This window comes from Massilia horti (assembly GCF_004614195.1).
Taxonomy (GTDB): domain Bacteria; phylum Pseudomonadota; class Gammaproteobacteria; order Burkholderiales; family Burkholderiaceae_D; genus Telluria; species Telluria horti.
The window spans coordinates 12,195-30,070 of the sequence record NZ_SPUM01000058.1; the positions used below are offsets into that span (position 1 = coordinate 12,195).

At 64.9% G+C, this 17,876-nt stretch carries 11 protein-coding genes; 6 read left to right on the plus strand and 5 right to left on the minus strand.

All coding sequences use genetic code 11. The features are described 5' to 3' along the window. Positions 1 to 12: 12 nt before the first annotated feature. A complete protein-coding gene (locus E4O92_RS09930) occupies positions 13 to 1,974 on the plus strand; it encodes an AAA family ATPase (RefSeq protein ID WP_135189607.1) in 1,962 nt (653 codons plus the stop codon). Positions 1,975 to 2,198: 224 nt separating this feature from the next. On the opposite strand, the gene E4O92_RS09935 is transcribed toward E4O92_RS09930, so the two are convergent. Beyond that, positions 2,199 to 3,902: a cation:proton antiporter gene (locus tag E4O92_RS09935; protein ID WP_135189608.1), complete on the minus strand. Its 1,704-nt coding sequence runs from the start codon at positions 3,900 to 3,902 to the stop codon at positions 2,199 to 2,201. Between the two features lie 228 nt (positions 3,903 to 4,130). On the opposite strand from E4O92_RS09935, the gene E4O92_RS09940 reads away from it, so the two are divergent. The 5 genes from E4O92_RS09940 to E4O92_RS09960 all read left to right on the plus strand — a co-directional run bounded on the left by E4O92_RS09940 (position 4,131) and on the right by E4O92_RS09960 (position 9,501). Next, on the plus strand, positions 4,131 to 5,315 hold the full coding sequence (locus tag E4O92_RS09940; protein ID WP_135189609.1) for a lipid-transfer protein: 1,185 nt from the start codon (positions 4,131 to 4,133) through the stop codon (positions 5,313 to 5,315). An 11-nt stretch (positions 5,316 to 5,326) separates the two neighbouring features. Then, entirely contained in the window at positions 5,327 to 6,469 is a 1,143-nt protein-coding gene (locus E4O92_RS09945; RefSeq protein ID WP_229483222.1) for an acyl-CoA dehydrogenase family protein, read from the plus strand. Between the two features lie 169 nt (positions 6,470 to 6,638). Further along, entirely contained in the window at positions 6,639 to 7,787 is a 1,149-nt protein-coding gene (locus E4O92_RS09950; RefSeq protein WP_135189610.1) for a CaiB/BaiF CoA transferase family protein, read from the plus strand. Between the two features lie 36 nt (positions 7,788 to 7,823). Continuing rightward, positions 7,824 to 9,092, plus strand: coding sequence for a DUF445 domain-containing protein (locus E4O92_RS09955; RefSeq protein WP_135189611.1), 1,269 nt, complete (start codon positions 7,824 to 7,826; stop codon positions 9,090 to 9,092). A 91-nt stretch (positions 9,093 to 9,183) separates the two neighbouring features. Continuing rightward, positions 9,184 to 9,501, plus strand: a complete 318-nt coding sequence (locus tag E4O92_RS09960; protein WP_135189612.1) for a putative signal transducing protein — start codon at positions 9,184 to 9,186, stop codon at positions 9,499 to 9,501. A 179-nt stretch (positions 9,502 to 9,680) separates the two neighbouring features. Here E4O92_RS09960 and carB read toward each other — a convergent pair whose 3' ends face one another. The 4 genes from carB to E4O92_RS25330 all read right to left on the minus strand — a co-directional run bounded on the left by carB (position 9,681) and on the right by E4O92_RS25330 (position 17,412). Continuing rightward, positions 9,681 to 13,493, minus strand: coding sequence for a carbamoyl-phosphate synthase large subunit (carB, locus tag E4O92_RS09965; protein WP_135189613.1), 3,813 nt, complete (start codon positions 13,491 to 13,493; stop codon positions 9,681 to 9,683). Beyond that, positions 13,486 to 14,646: a glutamine-hydrolyzing carbamoyl-phosphate synthase small subunit gene (gene carA, locus E4O92_RS09970; protein WP_135189614.1), complete on the minus strand. Its 1,161-nt coding sequence runs from the start codon at positions 14,644 to 14,646 to the stop codon at positions 13,486 to 13,488. Before carA ends, carB begins: the two co-directional genes overlap by 8 nt. Before the next feature lie 139 nt (positions 14,647 to 14,785). Beyond that, on the minus strand, positions 14,786 to 16,477 hold the full coding sequence (locus E4O92_RS25375; protein ID WP_135189615.1) for a methyl-accepting chemotaxis protein: 1,692 nt from the start codon (positions 16,475 to 16,477) through the stop codon (positions 14,786 to 14,788). 647 nt (positions 16,478 to 17,124) lie between these two features. Further along, positions 17,125 to 17,412, minus strand: a complete 288-nt coding sequence (locus E4O92_RS25330; protein ID WP_135189616.1) for a hypothetical protein — start codon at positions 17,410 to 17,412, stop codon at positions 17,125 to 17,127. Between the last annotated feature and the right edge of the window lie 464 nt (positions 17,413 to 17,876).

Genomic DNA, 17,876 nt, shown 5'->3' on the forward strand with positions numbered 1-17,876 from the left:
GAGTACCGATACATGCCCAACTTTGCCCGACTCCAGATTGCCTTCAAGAACGTCTACGTGCGCATCGCTGCCGTAGTCGTCCTCGGCATGGCCGTTGGACTGGCTATATACAAGGCCGATGTCCCGCAAGACCCGAGCCCGGTAGTCCACTCGCAGAATATTTCCGAAATTACGCAGCTGGCTGCCAACAAGGACCGCCTCGCGTACCTGCTGGTGGCCAAGCCGCTGTCCGAATCGCCGCTTTACGTGTTCAAGTACAACAACGCGCCGCAGATCCACGTGGTCAAGGTGCCCAGCACCTCGCACCTGTCGCTCGAGCGCGAAGTGCTGCTGAAGAACGCGATCCCGTATTCGATCGCCAAGGATGACTACCTGGCCGCGCACAAGGCCGTGATGGACGAAGGCGAGGGCGGCACGCGTGCCCAGGTCATCGACTTCGCGAAGCGCCACGCGCTCGACATTACCGTGATCCTGTTCATCCTCTACGCCCTGAAGTTCGGCATTCCCGGCATGGGTGTGAACGCATCCGTCATCGCCCCCGACAAGCTCAAGGGCAGCATGGATGACCTGATCGGGATGGAAGACATCAAGCAGGAAGTGCTGCACCTGGAAGACATGATCCGCAACCGCGAGGTCTACCAGTCGCACAATATCGACAAGCCGTTCAACGTGATGCTGACCGGTCCGGCCGGCACCGGCAAGACCAAGCTGGCCGGCTACCTGGCCAAGCGCCTGAACGTCCCGCTGATCCAGGCCTCCGGCTCGGCGCTGGAGTCCGGCTATGTCGGCGGCGGTTCCAAGGCGCTTAACACGCTGTACCGCAAGGCCTGCGCCAAGGGCAGGTGCATCATCTTCCTGGATGAAGCGCAGAGCCTGTTCATGCCGCGCGGCCGCAGCGAGAAGAAGTGGGAAGACGACACCGCCAACACCCTGCTGGGCCTGCTCGACGGGGTCAAGAGCGACCAGGGCCAGGGCGTGATCTGGGTGGTCGCCTCGAACTTCGACGACGCCTCGACTGAAATGGATGAAGCGATGCTGCGCCGCTTCTCGGTGAAGATCAACTTCCGCTTGCCGAACAAGGCCGAGCGCCGCGACCTCTTGAAGAGCTTCCTGGCCCGGAAGAAGGACGGCCTGGTCGACTGGGACAACCTCGACCTGGAGCAGGTGGCGGAAATCACGGCCAACCTGTCGCCGGCGCTGCTGGAAACGGTGGTCGAGCGTGCCAGCATGATCTCGATCCAGGAAAAGGCGATCATCGACACCGACCTGATGTTCCGCGCGTTCGAGCGTGCCACCATTGGCCTCACCGACCGCGCCACGACGGCCGAAAAGCACAAGCAGCGCGAGCGCGTGGCGCTGCACGAGCTGGGCCACTTCTTCATGCAGATCGACCCGTACCTGCGCGCCGGCATGAGCCTGGCCGAAGTGAAGGAGAAGTCGCACCTCATCAAGATCAGCACCGAAGCGGTGTCCAAGATCGGCGCGCTGGGCTATGTGCTGCAATCGAACGATGACATGTCGCTGCGCACGCTGGAAGAGCTCGAGCGCGACGTGATCGGCCTGTACGGCGGCGTCGCGGCCGAGGAGCTGTTCTACGGCGCGCGCGGCATCTCGGTGGGCAGCCAGAACGACATTGAAAAGGTCACCAAGATGCTGAACCTGATGGTGAGCCGGCTGTCGATGTATTCGCGCTCGAAGATCGACTACGGCCAGCTGGCCAACGAAGTGAGCGCCGAGCACACGCTGCGCCAGGTCGAGCAGAAGGCCGACGAGCTGTACAGCTACACGCTGGGCGCGATCCGCGACTACCGCGAGGTGATCGAGTCGCTCAAGGACACGCTGCTCGAGCAGTACGTGCTGTCGAAGGATGCCGTGTTCGCCCTGCTGGAGGAGCGCGGCGCGATGCTGGCGGCCAGCCTGGCCGGGTCGCACAAGGCCAACCTGAAGCTGTGCGAAGAGGAGGCGGCGGCCTGACGGGCACCAGCGCCTGTTGGCGCTGCCGCCAAAAACCGTGCCCCTTCGGCGGCACGGTTTTTTTACGCGGTCACCGGTTGCTGCCCGTAGGGTGCGCACCTGTGCGCACGCGGTCACCGCATACTGACTTGCGGCTGCCGCTTCCCTACGCAAAGTTCGCGAACCGCGTGCGCACAGGTGCGCACCCTACGTCTCCCGGTATTGAGGCCGGTTTGAAGCGAACCTTAATGATGCGATTGCGTTTGCGCTTGCGCGAGTGACGCGACCACGCACCGCGTCATGCTGTGCGCCAGCTCCTGCTTGCCGACCAGGACCGTGCCGCCCGTATCGTCGCGCAGCAGCTGTGCTTCCTGCTCGTTGCGCGAACGCGCCACGCACTGGATCGACGGATTCAAGGCGCGCGCGATCTCGACCATCGACCGCGCACCCATCGTGTCCGAAATGGCGATCACCAGCACCGCGGCACGCGCGATGTGGGCCTGGATCAGCACCGCAGGCTCCGTCGCATCGCCCGCCACCGCCGGGATATCGCGCTTGCGCAGCTGCTCGACCAGTTCGCGGTTCTCCTCGGCCACCACGAAATGCACGCCCTGCCGCGCCAGGTCCATGGCCACGCAGCGCCCCACGCTGCCGTACCCGACCAGCACCACCTGCCCGGTCAGCCGCTCGTGCGGCACCGACATCGGCAGCTCGGCCAGTGGATCGGGCGAGCGTTCCAGCTTGCGCGCCAGGTCCGAGCGCTCGCGTAGCCAGCGCAGCAGCGGATCGTTCAACTTGAACAGCAGGGGATTGATCGCGATCGAGATGAATGCGCCGGCCAGGATCAGGTTCTGGCCCAGTTCAGGCAGCAGGCCGAGCGAGCGTCCCAGCGCCGCCAGGATGAACGAGAATTCGCCGATCTGCGCCAGGGCGGCCGAAACGGTCAGCGCCGTGTTCAACGGGTAGCGCAGTCCCAGCACAAGCAAAAAGGCGGCGACCGATTTGCCGACCAGGACCACGGCGACCACCCCCAGCACGTGCAGCGGATTGTCGAGCAGGACCTGCGGATCGAACAGCATGCCCACCGAGACGAAGAACAGCACCGAGAACGCGTCGCGCAGCGGCAGCGATTCCTCGGCCGCGCGATGGCTCAATGCCGACTCGCGCAGCACCATCCCGGCGAAGAACGCACCGAGCGCGAACGATACCCCGAACAGCGCGGTTGCCTCGTAGGCGATGCCGACCGCCGCCGCGATCACCGCCAGGGTGAACAGCTCGCGCGAGCCGGTGCGCGCCACGCGCCACAGGAACCATGGGAACAGCTTGCGCCCGACCAGCAGCATGAACGCCACGAACGCGGCCACCTGCGCCAGCGTCTTGCCCAGCATTGGCCACAGCGCGGCTTCGCCCGCGCCCTTGCCGCCCAGCGCCCCGGACAGGGCGGGCAGCAGCACCAGCATCAGCACGGTGACCAGATCCTCCACCACCAGCCAGCCGACCGCGATGCGCCCGTTGAGCGAGTCGAGCAGGCCGCGCGATTCCAGCGCCCGCAGCAGCACGACGGTGCTGGCCACCGACAACGCCAGGCCGAACACCAGCCCGCTGCCCAGGCTCCAGCCCCACAGGTGGGTCATCCCGACGCCCATCGCGGTGGCGACCGTGATCTGCAGGATGGCGCCGGGGAGGGCGATCTTGCGCACGTTGAGCAGGTCGCCCAGCGAGAAGTGCAGGCCGACCCCGAACATCAGCAGCATCACGCCGATTTCGGCGAGCTGCGAGGCGAGCTCCACGTTGGCCACGATGCCGGGGGTGCCCGGCCCGATCACGATCCCGGCAGCCAGATAGCCGACCAGTGCCGGCAGCTTGAGTCGAACGGCGATCATTCCGAACACAAGGCCGAAGCCAAGTGCGGCTGCAATGGTGGTAATCAGGCTTAGGTCGTGCTCCATCCGTGGCGGTCCTCATCATAAAGTGTTAATTGTCTGAGTATACGCGATGCTTGGGCCTGTCCGTAGTGACATGTCAAATTGCGGCAGGATCCTTCTTCTGCCCCGACTGGTGCAGAATCTTGGCGTCAGGCAACAGTTGCCTGCGCCAGCAGCGCATTGCGTTGCAAACAATACGGCTGACCTATAATGAAGTGGCAGGTCGATCAACCTAATCCCAAGGAGACGACGATGAGCCGCAAAGTATTCGTAACCGGCGTGGGCATGATCCCGTTCGCCAAACCCGGCGCGAGCGCCCCATATCACGAGATGGGCGAGCAAGCCGCGCGCGCCGCGTTGGCGGACGCGGGACTGGCCTACAACGACGTCGAGCAGGCTTATGCCGGCTACGTCTATGGCGATTCGACCTGCGGCCAGAAGGCGCTGTACCGGGTCGGCATGAGCGGCATCCCGATCGTCAACGTCAACAACAACTGCTCGACCGGCTCCACCGCGCTGTATCTGGCGCGCCAGGCAGTGGCGGGCGGCGCGGCCGGTTGCGTGCTGGTGCTCGGATTCGAGCAGATGAGTCCCGGCGCGCTCGGCTCGGTCTTCACCGACCGCCCGACGCCGTTCGACGATTTCGACGCCGTCACCGACCGTGTGGTGGGCAAGCCCGAGATTCCACTGGCGCTGCGCTACTTCGGCGGCGCGGGCCTGGCGCACATGAACAAATACGGCACGCCCCTGGCCGCGTTCGCGCGCATCCGCGCCAAGGCCAGCCGCCACGCGGCCAATAACCCGCTGGCGCTGTTTCGCAAGGAGGTCAGCGAGCAGGACGTGCTCGAGTCCCCGGTGATCTGGCCGGGCGTGATGACGCGGCTGATGGCCTGCCCGCCCACCTGCGGCGCGGCGGCGGCCGTGCTGGTGTCGGAGGAATTCGCGGCCCGGCGCGGCCTGAACACCGATGTCCACATCGCCGCGCAAGCCATGACCACCGACCGTCCCGGCACCTTCGACACGGGCGACATGATGCGGCTGGTCGGCTACGACATGAGCCGCGAGGCGGCGCGCAAGGTCTTTGAGGAGGCCGGCATCGGTCCGGACGAGCTGGACGTGGTGGAGCTGCACGACTGCTTCGCCCATAACGAGCTGATCACCTACGAAGCGCTGGGCCTGTGCCCGGAGGGCGGCGCCGACAAATTCATCAGCGAGGGCGACAACACCTATGGCGGCAAGGTGGTGACCAACCCGTCGGGCGGGCTGCTGTCCAAGGGCCACCCGCTGGGGGCGACTGGCCTGGCCCAATGCTTCGAGCTGACGCACCAGCTGCGCGGCACGGCCGGCGCGCGCCAGGTCGAGGGCGCGCGGGTCGCGTTGCAGCATAACCTGGGCCTGGGCGGCGCCTGCGTCGTCACCATGTACCGCAGCGCCTGACGGAGGCCGGCATGGAATTGAGATCGCCATGGATGACACCTGAACTGGAAACCTTCCGCGACGCGGTGCACCGCTTCGTCGCGCACGAGGTCACGCCGCACCAGGACCGCTGGCGCAAGCAGCAGCACGTCGACCGCGACCTGTGGAACAAGGCTGGCGAACTGGGCCTGCTGCTGGCGGATGTGCCGGAAGAATACGGCGGCTCGGGCGGCAACTTCGCGCACCAGGCGGTGGTATTCGAGGAGCTGGCCTGGTCCGGCGACACCGCGTTCGGCCTGCACGTGCATGCGATCGTCGCGCACTACCTGCTCAATCAGGGCACCGAGGAACAGAAGCGCAAGTACCTGCCCCGGCTCGCGAGCGGCGAGATGGTGGCCGCCATCGCCATGTCCGAGCCGGGCGCGGGCTCGGACCTGAAGAGCATCCGCACCAGCGCAGTCCGGGGCAGCGGCGGCTACCTCCTGAACGGCTCCAAGACCTTCATCTCCAACGGCTACCTGGCCGACCTGATTCTGGTGGTGGCCAAGACCGATCCACGTGCGGGCGCCAGCGGCGTGTCGCTAATGCTGCTCGAAACACACGACAATCCGGGCTTTCGCGTCGGGCGCATACTGGAGAAGGTCGGGCAGAAGGGGCAGGACACCTGCGAACTGTTCTTCGACGACGCGCACGTGCCCTTGGAAAATGTGCTGGGCGGCGTGGAAGGGCAGGGCTTTGCCCAGCTGATGACGGAGCTGCCGTACGAGCGCACGCTGGTCGGTTTGGCCGCTGTGGCCTGCATCGAACGTGCGCTGCAGCTCACGATCGAGCACACCAAAACGCGCAAGGCGTTCGGCCAGGCCCTGATCGAGATGCAGAACACGCGCTTTGTGCTCGCCGAAATCAAGACCGAGGCGACGATCGCGCGTGTGTTCATCGACCGCTGCATCGAGGATGTAATCGCGGGACGAATGGATGCGGTGCAGGCGTCGATGGCCAAGTACTGGATCTCGGACCTGCAGTGCAAGGTGGTGGACCAGTGTGTGCAGCTGTTCGGCGGCTACGGCTACATGCTCGAGTACCCGATCGCGCAGATGTACGTGGACGCGCGGGTCCAGCGCATCTACGGCGGCGCGAACGAGATCATGAAAGAGATCATCGCCCGTTCGCTATAAAGTGGCGCTTACCGGAGGCGTAGGGTGCGCATCAGTGCGCACGCGGTTCGCGAACGCTGCGTAGTGGCGCGGTAGCCGTGAGCCGGCATAAGGTGACCGCGTGCGCACAGGTGCGCACCCTACGACGCCTTTGGTTAGCGTAGTCGACATGCTGTCCCAAGGAGCCTGAATGACTGGACCACTGAAAGGAATCCGCGTCATCGAAATGGTTGGCCTGGGCCCTTGCCCATTCGCGGCCATGATGCTGGCCGATATGGGCGCCGAGGTGATTCGCATCGACCGCAAGCAATCGGCAAGCGCCGAACCTTTCTCCATGCTCGGCACAAAGTTCGACGTCATGGCGCGCGGCCGACGTTCGCTGGCGCTGGACCTCAAGCACCCGGAAGCCAGGCAGGTCGTGCTGCGCCTGGCGGAACAGGCCGACGTACTGATCGAGGGCTTCCGCCCGGGCGTCATGGAACGCCTCGGCCTCGGCCCCGACGAGTGCGCCGCACGCAACCCCAGGCTCGTGTATGGCCGCGTCACCGGCTGGGGCCAGCACGGGCCGCTGGCGCAGGCCGCAGGCCACGACCTCAATTACGTCGCGCTCTCCGGCATGCTGCACGCGATGGGGCGCGCCGGCTCGCCGCCCGCGCCGCCGCTCAACCTGGTGGGCGACTTCGGCGGTGGCGCCATGATGCTGGCGTTCGGCGTCGTCTGCGCGGTGCTGGAGGCGCGCAGCTCGGGCAAGGGCCAGGTGATCGACGCGGCGATGACCGACGGCTCGGCCCTGCTCGGCGCGATGATCTACGGTCTGCGCGCCTGTGGCATGTGGCGCGACGATCGCGAGGCCAACCTGCTCGATGGCGGCGCGCCGTTCTACGACACCTACGCCTGCGCCGACGGCAAGTATGTCGCGATCGGTGCGATCGAGCCGCAGTTTTACGGCCGGCTGCTGGAGCTGGCCGGTGCCAGCGACCCGGCATTCGCCCAGCAGTGGAAGCGGGAAGCCTGGCCGGCTCTCAAGGCCAGGTTCGCCGCCCTGTTCGCCACCCGCACCCGCGACGAGTGGTGCGCACTGCTAGAAGGTAGCGAGGCCTGTTTCGCCCCGGTGCTCGACCTGGACGAGGCCCCGGCTCATCCGCACAACGCCGCGCGCCACGCCTTTGTCGAGATCGATGGCGTCACCCAGCCGGCGCCGGCGCCGAGATTTTCGCGTACCAAGCTTGACGTCGCAGCAGCCCCGGCCGCGCCAGGCCAGCACAGCGAAGAAATCCTGGCAGACTGGGGCTGGCCGGCAGCGGCAATCGAAGCGCTCAAAACCGGCAAGGTCATATAGCATACTGGCGGTAAAGGTACTGAACCCCTGCGCCGGATGACCAAGGAAGCCGAACTGCGACAAAACAAACTGCTTGCGCTCTGGTTCTTCATCGGAGCGGCCTCGTTGTTCGTGCTGTCGCTGTTCCTGCCGCCGGTCTGGCCGGCCGAGCTGCTCAAGGCGTTTTCCGAAGCCGCGATGGTCGGCGCGCTGGCCGACTGGTTCGCGGTGGTGGCGCTGTTCAAGCGGGTGCCGATTCCGTTCGTCTCGCGCCATACCGAGATCATCCCCGCAAACAAGGACAAGATCGCGGACAACCTCGCGCTCTTCGTGCGCGAGAAATTCCTCGACACCGAATCGCTCCTTGGGCTCATCCGCAAGCACGACCCGGTGCGGAAGGTCGCCGACTGGCTGACCCGGCCTGCCAACACCGAGCGCATGGGCGGCTACCTGGTCAAGCTCGCCGCCTGGATGCTCGACTTCACAGAGGACGCGGCGGTGCAGAACTTCATCGGCAAAGCAGTCAAGCGCATGATCGAAAGCGTCGACCTGTCGCAGACCGCCGGCACCATCCTCGAGAGCGTTACGCGCGAAGGCCGGCACCAGCAGCTGCTTAACGAAGGCATCGAGCAGCTGGCCCGGCTGCTCGCCAACCAGGAGACGCAGGACTTCATCGCGCAGGGCATCGTGGACTGGCTGCGCGAAGAGTATGCGTTCATCGAGCGCATGCTGCCCTCCGAAATGATCGGCAGGCGCGGCGCCGACATCACGGTCAGGCTCGCGTCGGGCATCCTGACCCGTGTCAACGAGGACCCGCACCACCCGCTGCGCCAGCGGTTTGACATGTTCGCCCATGATTTCATCGAGCGCTTGAAGGACGACCCCTCGTTCGCCGAAAAGGCCGACGACATCAAGCGCTACCTGCTTGGCGACGAAACGCTCAACAACTACCTGCGCTCGCTGTGGGGCGACCTGAAGGCGTGGCTGAAGACCGATCTGGCCAGCGAAGACTCGATGCTGCGCCAGCGGATCGTGGCGATGGGGGCGTGGGTCGGCCAGATGCTGGCGGAAGACCCACAGCTGCGCGCCTCGCTCAACGAGAGCCTGGAGCAGGCCGCGGGTAGCGCTGCGCCCGAGTTCGCGGGCTTCTTGACACGGCATATCGCCGACACGGTGAAGAACTGGGACAGCCGCGAGATGTCGCGGCAGATCGAGCTCAATATCGGCAAGGACCTGCAGTTCATCCGCATCAACGGTACCGTCGTCGGCGGGATGATCGGCGTGCTGCTGTTCGTACTGTCGCGGCTGGTGCACATGTTCAGCTAGCGATCCGGCCGTTTTGCGTGCACGACCGCTCGCCACACCGCTCGCGCTCGGAGTAAGATGTGTTGAGTTGCTTCATCGCGAGGAAATCGTCATGGAACAGGCACGCTCCGCATGGCTGGCTGCGAATCCCGAAGTCGAACAGATCCCGGGCCGGGACCTGTTCGTGATCGCCAAATTCCTGGAACCGCTGCAGGCAAAGCTGGTCCAGGGTTGCATGGCCGCGTCAGGCATTCCCGCGGTGCTGGCGGACGAACACCTGATGCAGACCGACCTGCTGCTGGCACCGGCGCTGGGCGGCGTGCGCGTGCTGGTGCCAGCCTCCTACCTGCTGCAGGCCAGGGCCGTGCTCGACGCGTTCAGTCGTGGCGAATTCGAACTGGACGAGGATGCGGACGTCGGGTCTCCCTGAGCAAGTAACTCTTCCAGATGCTCGGCTTATCCGAGGCGTAGGGTGCGCACCTGTGCGCACGCGGTCATCGTTCGCTGACTTGCGGCCGCCGCTTCGTTATGCCGCGTTTGCGAACCGCGTGCGCACAGGTGCACACCCTACTACAAGGGCGGCGCCGGGGAGGGCGCCGCCGCCAGTTGCTATGCCTTGGGCAGGCGCAGCGCCGCGAAAAACCGGTGGATCGGCTCGCGCAGTTCATCCACGTGGTCAAACTCCAGATAGGTCACATCGCACAGCTCGTCCAGCTCGCGCAGCAGGGTCGTCTTGATCGGCGCGTGCTTCCACACCAGGAACAGGATCGGTGTGCGCCGACCCTTGAAGATGTGGTAGCCGAGCTCAAACGCGCTGCTCTCGCTCATGCCTACCCGGATGTTGACGAACACGTCGGCCGCGTCCAGCCTGCCGAGCCGATGGGCGCGGAAGTTCTGCGGCGTAAACGCCTGGCCGTGTTCCTGCTCGAACGAGCGCTTGAAGGTTGCGGCACTCTCGGCCCGGATCCCGGTCAGGTAGTTGAACGCGTGTTGCTTGCCGTTGACGCTGTCGATCAGCAGCAGGATGTCGGCGATCAACTGTTGCTGGTCGGCGTCGGACTCGGTGAACGGCTGGCGGATGAACACATTGAGCGCAGGCGCATCGTGATTGCGGCCTTCGCGCTCGTGCGCGCGCCGTTCCGGCGTGGCCCGAGTGGCCGCGACGTCTTCTTCCCTTGCCGCCATCCGTCCCGGCAGCGCGGCCGCCACGCCTTCGCACGTGTGCAGCTCGCGCAGCGTGTATAGCCCGAAGCTGTCGCGATGGCGCATCGCTTCCACCGCCGCATCAAAGCCGGCGATCGTCGTGAACACCGGCGTTGCCGCCTTGAGCGCCGCAACCCGCAGCGCACGGGTGGCCGCTGCCGCGCTACGCTTCTCGTCGATGGTGATGACCACCAGCGCGATCCGCTTGTCTTGCAGCGCAGCCAGCGCCCCCTCGTCGTCGAGACGGACAACCGGCAGACCCGCCGCGTCCAGGACGCTCGCGGTCACTGCCTCCGCGCACAGATCGAAGCCCATGCCAGCCAGCTCGCGTGCGACCGCCACCGCGCGCGCCTGGTCGGCGCGCTTGACGCGCAGGTACACTTGGCCGCCCGCTGGCAAGCGCACGCCGGCTGCCAGTTGCGCCTTGTAGAACGCCTCCCCGAAGCTGCGGCCCACGCCCATCACCTCGCCGGTCGAGCGCATCTCCGGGCCGAGCAAGGTGTCCACGCCGGCGAACTTCACGAACGGGAACACCGACTCCTTGACGCTGAAGTACGACGGCGAAGCCTCGGTCGTGATGCCTTGCGCCTCCAGCGTCTGCCCCGCCATGCAGCGCGCCGCGATTTTGGCCAGCGGCAGCCCGGTCGCCTTGGAGACGAAAGGAACGGTGCGCGAGGCGCGCGGATTCACTTCGAGCACGTAGATCACGTCATGCATGCGGCCGTCCACGCGTTTCTGCTGGACCGCGAACTGCACGTTCATCAGGCCGACCACGTTCAATGCCCTGGCCATCAGCGCCGTCTGGCGCTTCAGTTCGCGCACGGTGCCGGCTGCGAGCGAGTAGGGCGGCAGCGCGCAGGCCGAGTCGCCAGAGTGAACGCCGGCCGGCTCGATGTGTTCCATTACGCCGCCGATGAAGGTGCGGTGGCCATCGGCCAGGCAGTCGACGTCGACTTCGATCGCATCGTTCAGGAAGCGGTCCAACAGCACCGGCGAATCCGGCGACACGCTCACCGCTTCGCGCATGTAACGCTCCAGCTCCAGCGGTTCGTCGACGATCTCCATCGCGCGTCCGCCCAGCACGTAGGACGGGCGCACCACCAGCGGATAGCCGATCTCTTGGGCGAGGCGGCGCGCCTCTTCCTCGGTGCGCGCGGTGCGGTTCTCCGGCTGGCGCAGGCCGAGCTGTTGCAGCAATTGCTGGAACCGTTCGCGGTCCTCGGCGGCATCGATCATGTCGGGCGAGGTGCCGATGATCGGCACGCCCGCCTCTGCCAGCGCCAGTGCCAGCTTGAGCGGGGTCTGTCCGCCGTACTGGACGATCACGCCTTCCGGCTGCTCGACGTGGACGATCTCCAGCACGTCTTCCAGGGTGAGCGGTTCGAAGTAAAGGCGATCCGAGGTGTCATAGTCGGTGGACACGGTCTCCGGATTGCAATTGACCATGATGGTTTCGTAACCGTCCTCGCGCATCGCCAGCGCCGCGTGCACGCAGCAGTAGTCGAATTCGATGCCCTGGCCGATGCGGTTCGGCCCGCCGCCCAGCACCATGATCTTGCGCTTGCCGCCCGGGTTGGCCTCGCACTCCTCGTCGTAGCTCGAGTACATGTAGGCGGTACTGGTGGCGAATTCGCCGGCGCAGGTGTCCACCCGCTTGTACACCGGGCGCACGCCCAGATCGTGGCGGCGCGCACGCACCATCTTCTCGTCCACCTTCAGGAGCGCGGCCAGGCGCCGGTCCGAGAAGCCTTTCTGCTTCAGTTCGAACAGGGTGCGCTTGTCGAGCAGGTCCAGGCGGGTACCTTCCAGCTCGATCTCGGTGTGCACCAGGTCTTCGATCTGTGCCAGGAACCAGGGATCGATGCCGGTGAGGCGCTGCACGTCACCCATGGTGTAGCCGCGGGCGAACGCATCGGCCAGGTACAGCATGCGACGCGGGCCAGGCTGGCGCAGCTCCTGCTCCATCACCTCGGTGCCAGCGCCGGCTCGCGCCAGCCCGTCGATGCCGGCCTCCAGTCCGCGCAACGCCTTCTGGAACGATTCCTGGAAGGTGCGGCCGATCGCCATGACCTCGCCCACCGATTTCATCTGGGTGGTCAGGCGGTCGTCGGCCTGCGGGAACTTCTCGAACGCGAAGCGCGGGATCTTGGTGACCACGTAGTCGATCGACGGCTCGAACGAGGCCGGGGTAGCACCGCCGGTGATCTCGTTGCGCAGCTCGTCGAGGGTGAAGCCCACCGCCAGCTTGGCGGCTACCTTCGCGATCGGAAAGCCGGTGGCTTTCGAGGCCAACGCCGACGAACGCGACACGCGCGGGTTCATTTCGATGACGATCATGCGGCCGTCTTTCGGATTGATCGCGAACTGAACGTTCGAGCCGCCGGTATCCACGCCGATCTCGCGCAGGACGTTGATCGATGCGTTGCGCATGATCTGGTATTCGCGGTCGGTCAGGGACTGCGCCGGTGCGACCGTAATCGAGTCGCCGGTGTGCACGCCCATCGGATCGAGGTTCTCGATCGAGCAGACGATGATGCAGTTGTCCTTCCTGTCGCGCACCACCTCCATTTCGTATTCCTTCCAGCCGATCAGCGATTCCTCGATCAGCAGCTCGCAGGTGGGCGAGGCGGCGAGGCCACGCTGGCAGATGGTGTTGAACTCGTCGGCGTCGTGCGCGATGCCGCCGCCGGTGCCGCCCATGGTGAACGACGGACGGATGATGACCGGGAAGCCCAGCTCCTGCTGCGCGGCCCACGCCTCGGCCATGTTGTGCGCGATGCCCGAGCGTGCCGAGCCCAGGCCGATCTTCGTCATCGCTTCCTTGAAGCGCGAACGGTCCTCGGCCTTGTCGATGGCGTCCGGCGTGGCGCCGATCAGTTCGACCTTGTGCTTTTCCAGCACGCCGTGGCGGTGCAGGTCAAGCGCGCAGTTGAGCGCGGTCTGGCCGCCCATCGTCGGCAGGATCGCGTCTGGCCGCTCGCGCTCGATGATGCGCTCCACCACCTGCCAGGTGATCGGCTCGATGTAGGTGGCGTCGGCCATCTCGGGGTCGGTCATGATGGTGGCCGGGTTGCTGTTGACCAGGATCACCCGGTAGCCTTCTTCGCGCAGCGCCTTGCATGCCTGCGCGCCGGAGTAGTCGAACTCGCAGGCCTGGCCGATCACGATCGGGCCGGCGCCGATAATCAGGATGCTGTGGATGTCGGTGCGCTTAGCCATGTTTGTATTCCTCCATCATTGCGGTGAAACGGTCGAACAGCACGCCGATGTCATGCGGGCCGGGAGAGGCCTCCGGGTGGCCCTGGAAGCAGAACGCGGGACGGTCGGTGCGGGCGAAACCCTGCAGCGAGCCGTCGAACAGGGAGACATGGGTGACGCGGCAGTTGGCCGGCAGCGTGCCGGCGTCGACCGCGAAGCCGTGGTTCTGCGAGGTGATCATCACCTGCCCGCTGTCGAGGTCCTTGACCGGGTGGTTGGCACCGTGGTGGCCGAACTTCATCTTGATGGTGCGGGCGCCCGAGGCCAGCGCCATGATCTGGTGGCCCAGGCAGATGCCGAAGGTCGGCACGCCGTGCCCGATCAGTTCGCGGGCGGCCTCGATCGCGTATTCGCACGGCGCCGGATCGCCCGGGCCGTTGGATAGAAAAATGCCGTCGGGGCGAAGCGCAAGCGCTGCGGCAGCGCTGGTCATTGCCGGAACCACCGTGACCCGGCAGCCGCGCTGGGCCAGCATGCGCAGGATGTTGTGCTTGACGCCGAAATCGAATGCGACCACGTGGAAGCGCTCGCCCATACCCCGTTCGAAGCCCTCGCCCAGGCGCCATTCGCCTTCGTGCCAGCCGTAGGGCGCGGCGGTGCTGACGGTCTTGGCCAGGTCCATCCCGGACAGGCCTGGGAAGGTGCGCGCAAGTTCGATTGCCTGCGCGTCGGATTCGGGGTTGGCGACGATGGCGCCGTTCTGTGCGCCGCGCTCGCGCAGTACCCGGGTGAGCCGGCGGGTGTCGATGCCGGCGATCGCGACCACGTTGTGTCGAGCGAGGTAGGCATCGAGCGGTTCGCTACTTCGGAAATTGGAGGCCAGCAGGGGCAGGTTCTTGATCACCAGCCCGGCGGCGTGCACGCGGGTCGATTCGACGTCCTCCGGATTGATTCCGGTGTTACCGATGTGCGGATAGGTGAGAGTGACGATCTGACGGCTGTAGCTCGGGTCGGTCAGGATCTCCTGGTACCCGGTCATGGCCGTGTTGAACACGACCTCGCCGCTGGTATGTCCTGCGGCACCGATTGAGGTGCCGCGGAACACGGTGCCATCTGCAAGCGCCAGAATGGCGGGAACGCCTTGTGGGCGGTTGGTGCGGGGATTAAAGCTCATCTCATCTCCAAAGCGAATACGCGGTCCTGCCGCGCCGCCGGGAAGGGGGCCCTTTCCGGCGGCGGGAGGCATCACGTCGTTTTGTTACGGGTGAAAATTGAGCGGTGCGCTTGCGCCGCGATTGAACCTGGCTAGGCCATCATGCGCGCCTTGCCAGGCGAGGGGATGCCGCCGGCAGCCGTTGCTGGCGTCCGGTAGCGGGATTGGAGGTGTTGGAACCGGCCACAAGGTTCAGGCCTGGGCGGTGCTCGCCGGCGTGCGCATCGGCTACCTGGAACACGCTCACCAGCTCGACCAGGTTGCTGGCCTGCTGTTCGAGCGAGACGGCGGCAGCCGCGGCCTCTTCGACCAGCGCGGCGTTCTGCTGGGTGGCGTCGTCCATCTGGCCGACCGCCTTGTTGATTTGGTCGATACCTTCGCTTTGCTCGTGGCTGGCGGCGGCGATCTCGCTCATGATGTCGGTGACGCGGTTCACGCTCACGACAATCTCCTCCATCGTCGAGCCGGCCTGGTCCACCAGTGCTGTGCCGAGCTTGACCTTGTCAACCGAGTCGTCGATCAGCGCCTTGATTTCCTTGGCTGCGCTGGCCGAGCGCTGCGCCAGGTTACGCACCTCGCCCGCGACCACCGCGAAACCACGCCCCTCCTCGCCGGCGCGTGCCGCTTCAACCGCCGCGTTCAGCGCGAGGATGTTGGTCTGGAAGGCGATGCCGTCGATGACGCCGATGATGTCGACGATCTTGCGCGCCGATTCGTCGATCGAGCCCATCGTGTCCACCACTTGCGATACCACCTGTCCGCCCTTGCCGGCCACCTGCGCCGCGGACAGCGCCAGCTGGTTGGCCTGGCGAGCGTTGTCGCCGTTGCGGCGCACGGTGTCCGTGATCTGCTCCATCGACGCCGTGGTCTCCACCAGTGAGCCTGCCTGGGATTCAGTGCGGCGCGCGAGATCGTCGTTACCAGCCGAGATCTGGTGCGCAGCCGAAGCGATCGTGTCGGTGGCGTCGCGCACGTCCTTCACGATGCGCGCCAAGCTGCCATCCATTTCGGCGAGCGCCTTGAGCAGCTGGCCGATCTCGTTATTCGAGTCGATCTCGATGTGGCGGCCGATGTCGCCCTGCGCGACGCGGCGCGCGATCCCGATCGCCTGTTCGAGCGGGGCATAGATACCGCGTACCAGCACCGTGCCTGCGCCGATCGCCAGCAGCGCGGCCAGGGCCACCACGGCGCAGATGACGTAGGTGGTGTTCTGGATAGTCTGGGCGACAGCGGCGTCGTCGGATTTCTGGCGTTCCTTGAGCAGGTCGGTGAGCTCGCGCAGCGGCGTGTCCGAAATGCGGTATCCCGGGTTGATGCGCTTGATCAGAATGTCCTCTGCGCCGTCCCAGTCGTTGCGCTGCATCGCTTTGGCTGCGTCGTTGATCGCGTCGATGCCCAAGTGGCCGCTGGCATCGAACCAGGCCTCGGCGCGTTTGCGCTCTTCCGGCGAGGTGATGTTGGCGGTGTACTCCTTCCATGCCTTGTTGATCTCGGCGGACGTTTCGTTGATGGCCTTGAAATGCACGTCGAGCGGGTGGTCGTGCAGCTTGTACCATTCCATCGCCGGATTGTGTTGCAGGGCCTGCAGGATCACGCTGCGATTGAACTCCATCTTGAACCGGATGTGTTCGACTTCGGAGCGCACGCGCATGTCTTCCATCGAGGTGGACTGGAGGGCCGAGGTGGTCCGCTTAACGCTGAGCAGGCCGACGCCTCCGACGCTGACGAGTACCAGTAGCAGGAAACCGAGCGTTAGCACGATAAGGGTTTTGACATTGATATTCTTAAGCATTAAACAATTCCTTTTTGTGAACCGGATGCCAGTTGTCTGCGGCGTCTTGTCGTCGAGACAACAAGTTGTCTATACAGCGTCATCAGACATTGTAAACACGAAAATTGCCGTATTGCAAGAAAAAGCTTGTCATGTGGCAATAATAGTTATTACATTTGAATACATATAAATCAGCTATTGACCAGGTATCTGTGATCCAATGGGCAATTTGCTCACACGGGAACTGTGCGTGGAAATGAATGGGGTCGACTGGCATCGTCGACCAGGGGGAACTAGTGGCTTTCGGCCGGACGATGGACGATGGGCGGTTTTACGCGATGTTGGTTGATGTGGTGGTCAAGGGCAGGGGACTAGGCCGCGAGATCGTTAACGTGGCTGCGCGAGCAATCGGCCGGCTATAAATTCGTCACCCTCACTGCCGCGATCGGCAAGGATGAGTTCTACCTCAAGCTCGGCTGGATGCGGCAGAAGTCGGCGATGATCTGGCCCATGTCTGAGCAGCAGCGTGGGGGCATGCCGCGCAATCAGCAGGCTACGACGGCGATATCACAAAGTGCAGAGCCCTGTTGATGGGCTCGGAGACGTAATCATTTACGCTTCAATTTGACGCGGGAACAGCGCGCCGGGCGGCGCGCTGTAGGATAGGTTCAGCGCCGTTCGGGGTTGTCCGGCATGACCACGACCGCGCCTCCATCCTTGCCTGGCTCGCCCTTCTGGCCGGGTTCGCCTTGTGGGCCGGTGGCGCCTGGGGTGCCGGGTTCGCCTTTCTCGCCTTTTTCACCAGCCGGGCCCGGTGCGCCCGGTACCGGCACCGGCACTACCTCTTTCTCGGTAGCGGTCGGCTGCACGACGGTGGGCGGGTTGACGGTGGTCTTCTCGCACGCGGCCAGGCTAGCCATTGCTAGCACGGCCGCAATCAAAGCTGACATCTTCATGTTGCCTCCTCTTGACGGTTGACGCGGTGCGCAGCGCAGGATGCGCGCGAACCAGCCCAGCATATGTGCGAGCGGGCACGGCAGTCTGTACGTTCGCTCACAGAAGAGGACGCCCGGAAATTTTGCTGCAACTCGTTGTACGCCAAACACAAAACGGACTAGAAACAAGCTTGAATACAAACGCGAACGGCTTGGCCGATGTGAGCTAAATCTGCTTGGCCTGCCGCACGTCAGCGCCAATGTGCGCATCGTCGATGGCAGGCTCGAAAAAGTGCCTGGCAGGTAAGGGCCGCAACCTGTTGTCGGCTACGTTGCCGCCGATACACAAAACGGCCGTGAAATAACTTGGAATACAAACGCAAACGGCCTAGCCCGATGTGAGCTAAGCCGTTGATTGCGTGGATTATTCTGGTGGTGATAGTTGGACTTGAACCAACGACCCTAGCATTATGAATGCTATGCTC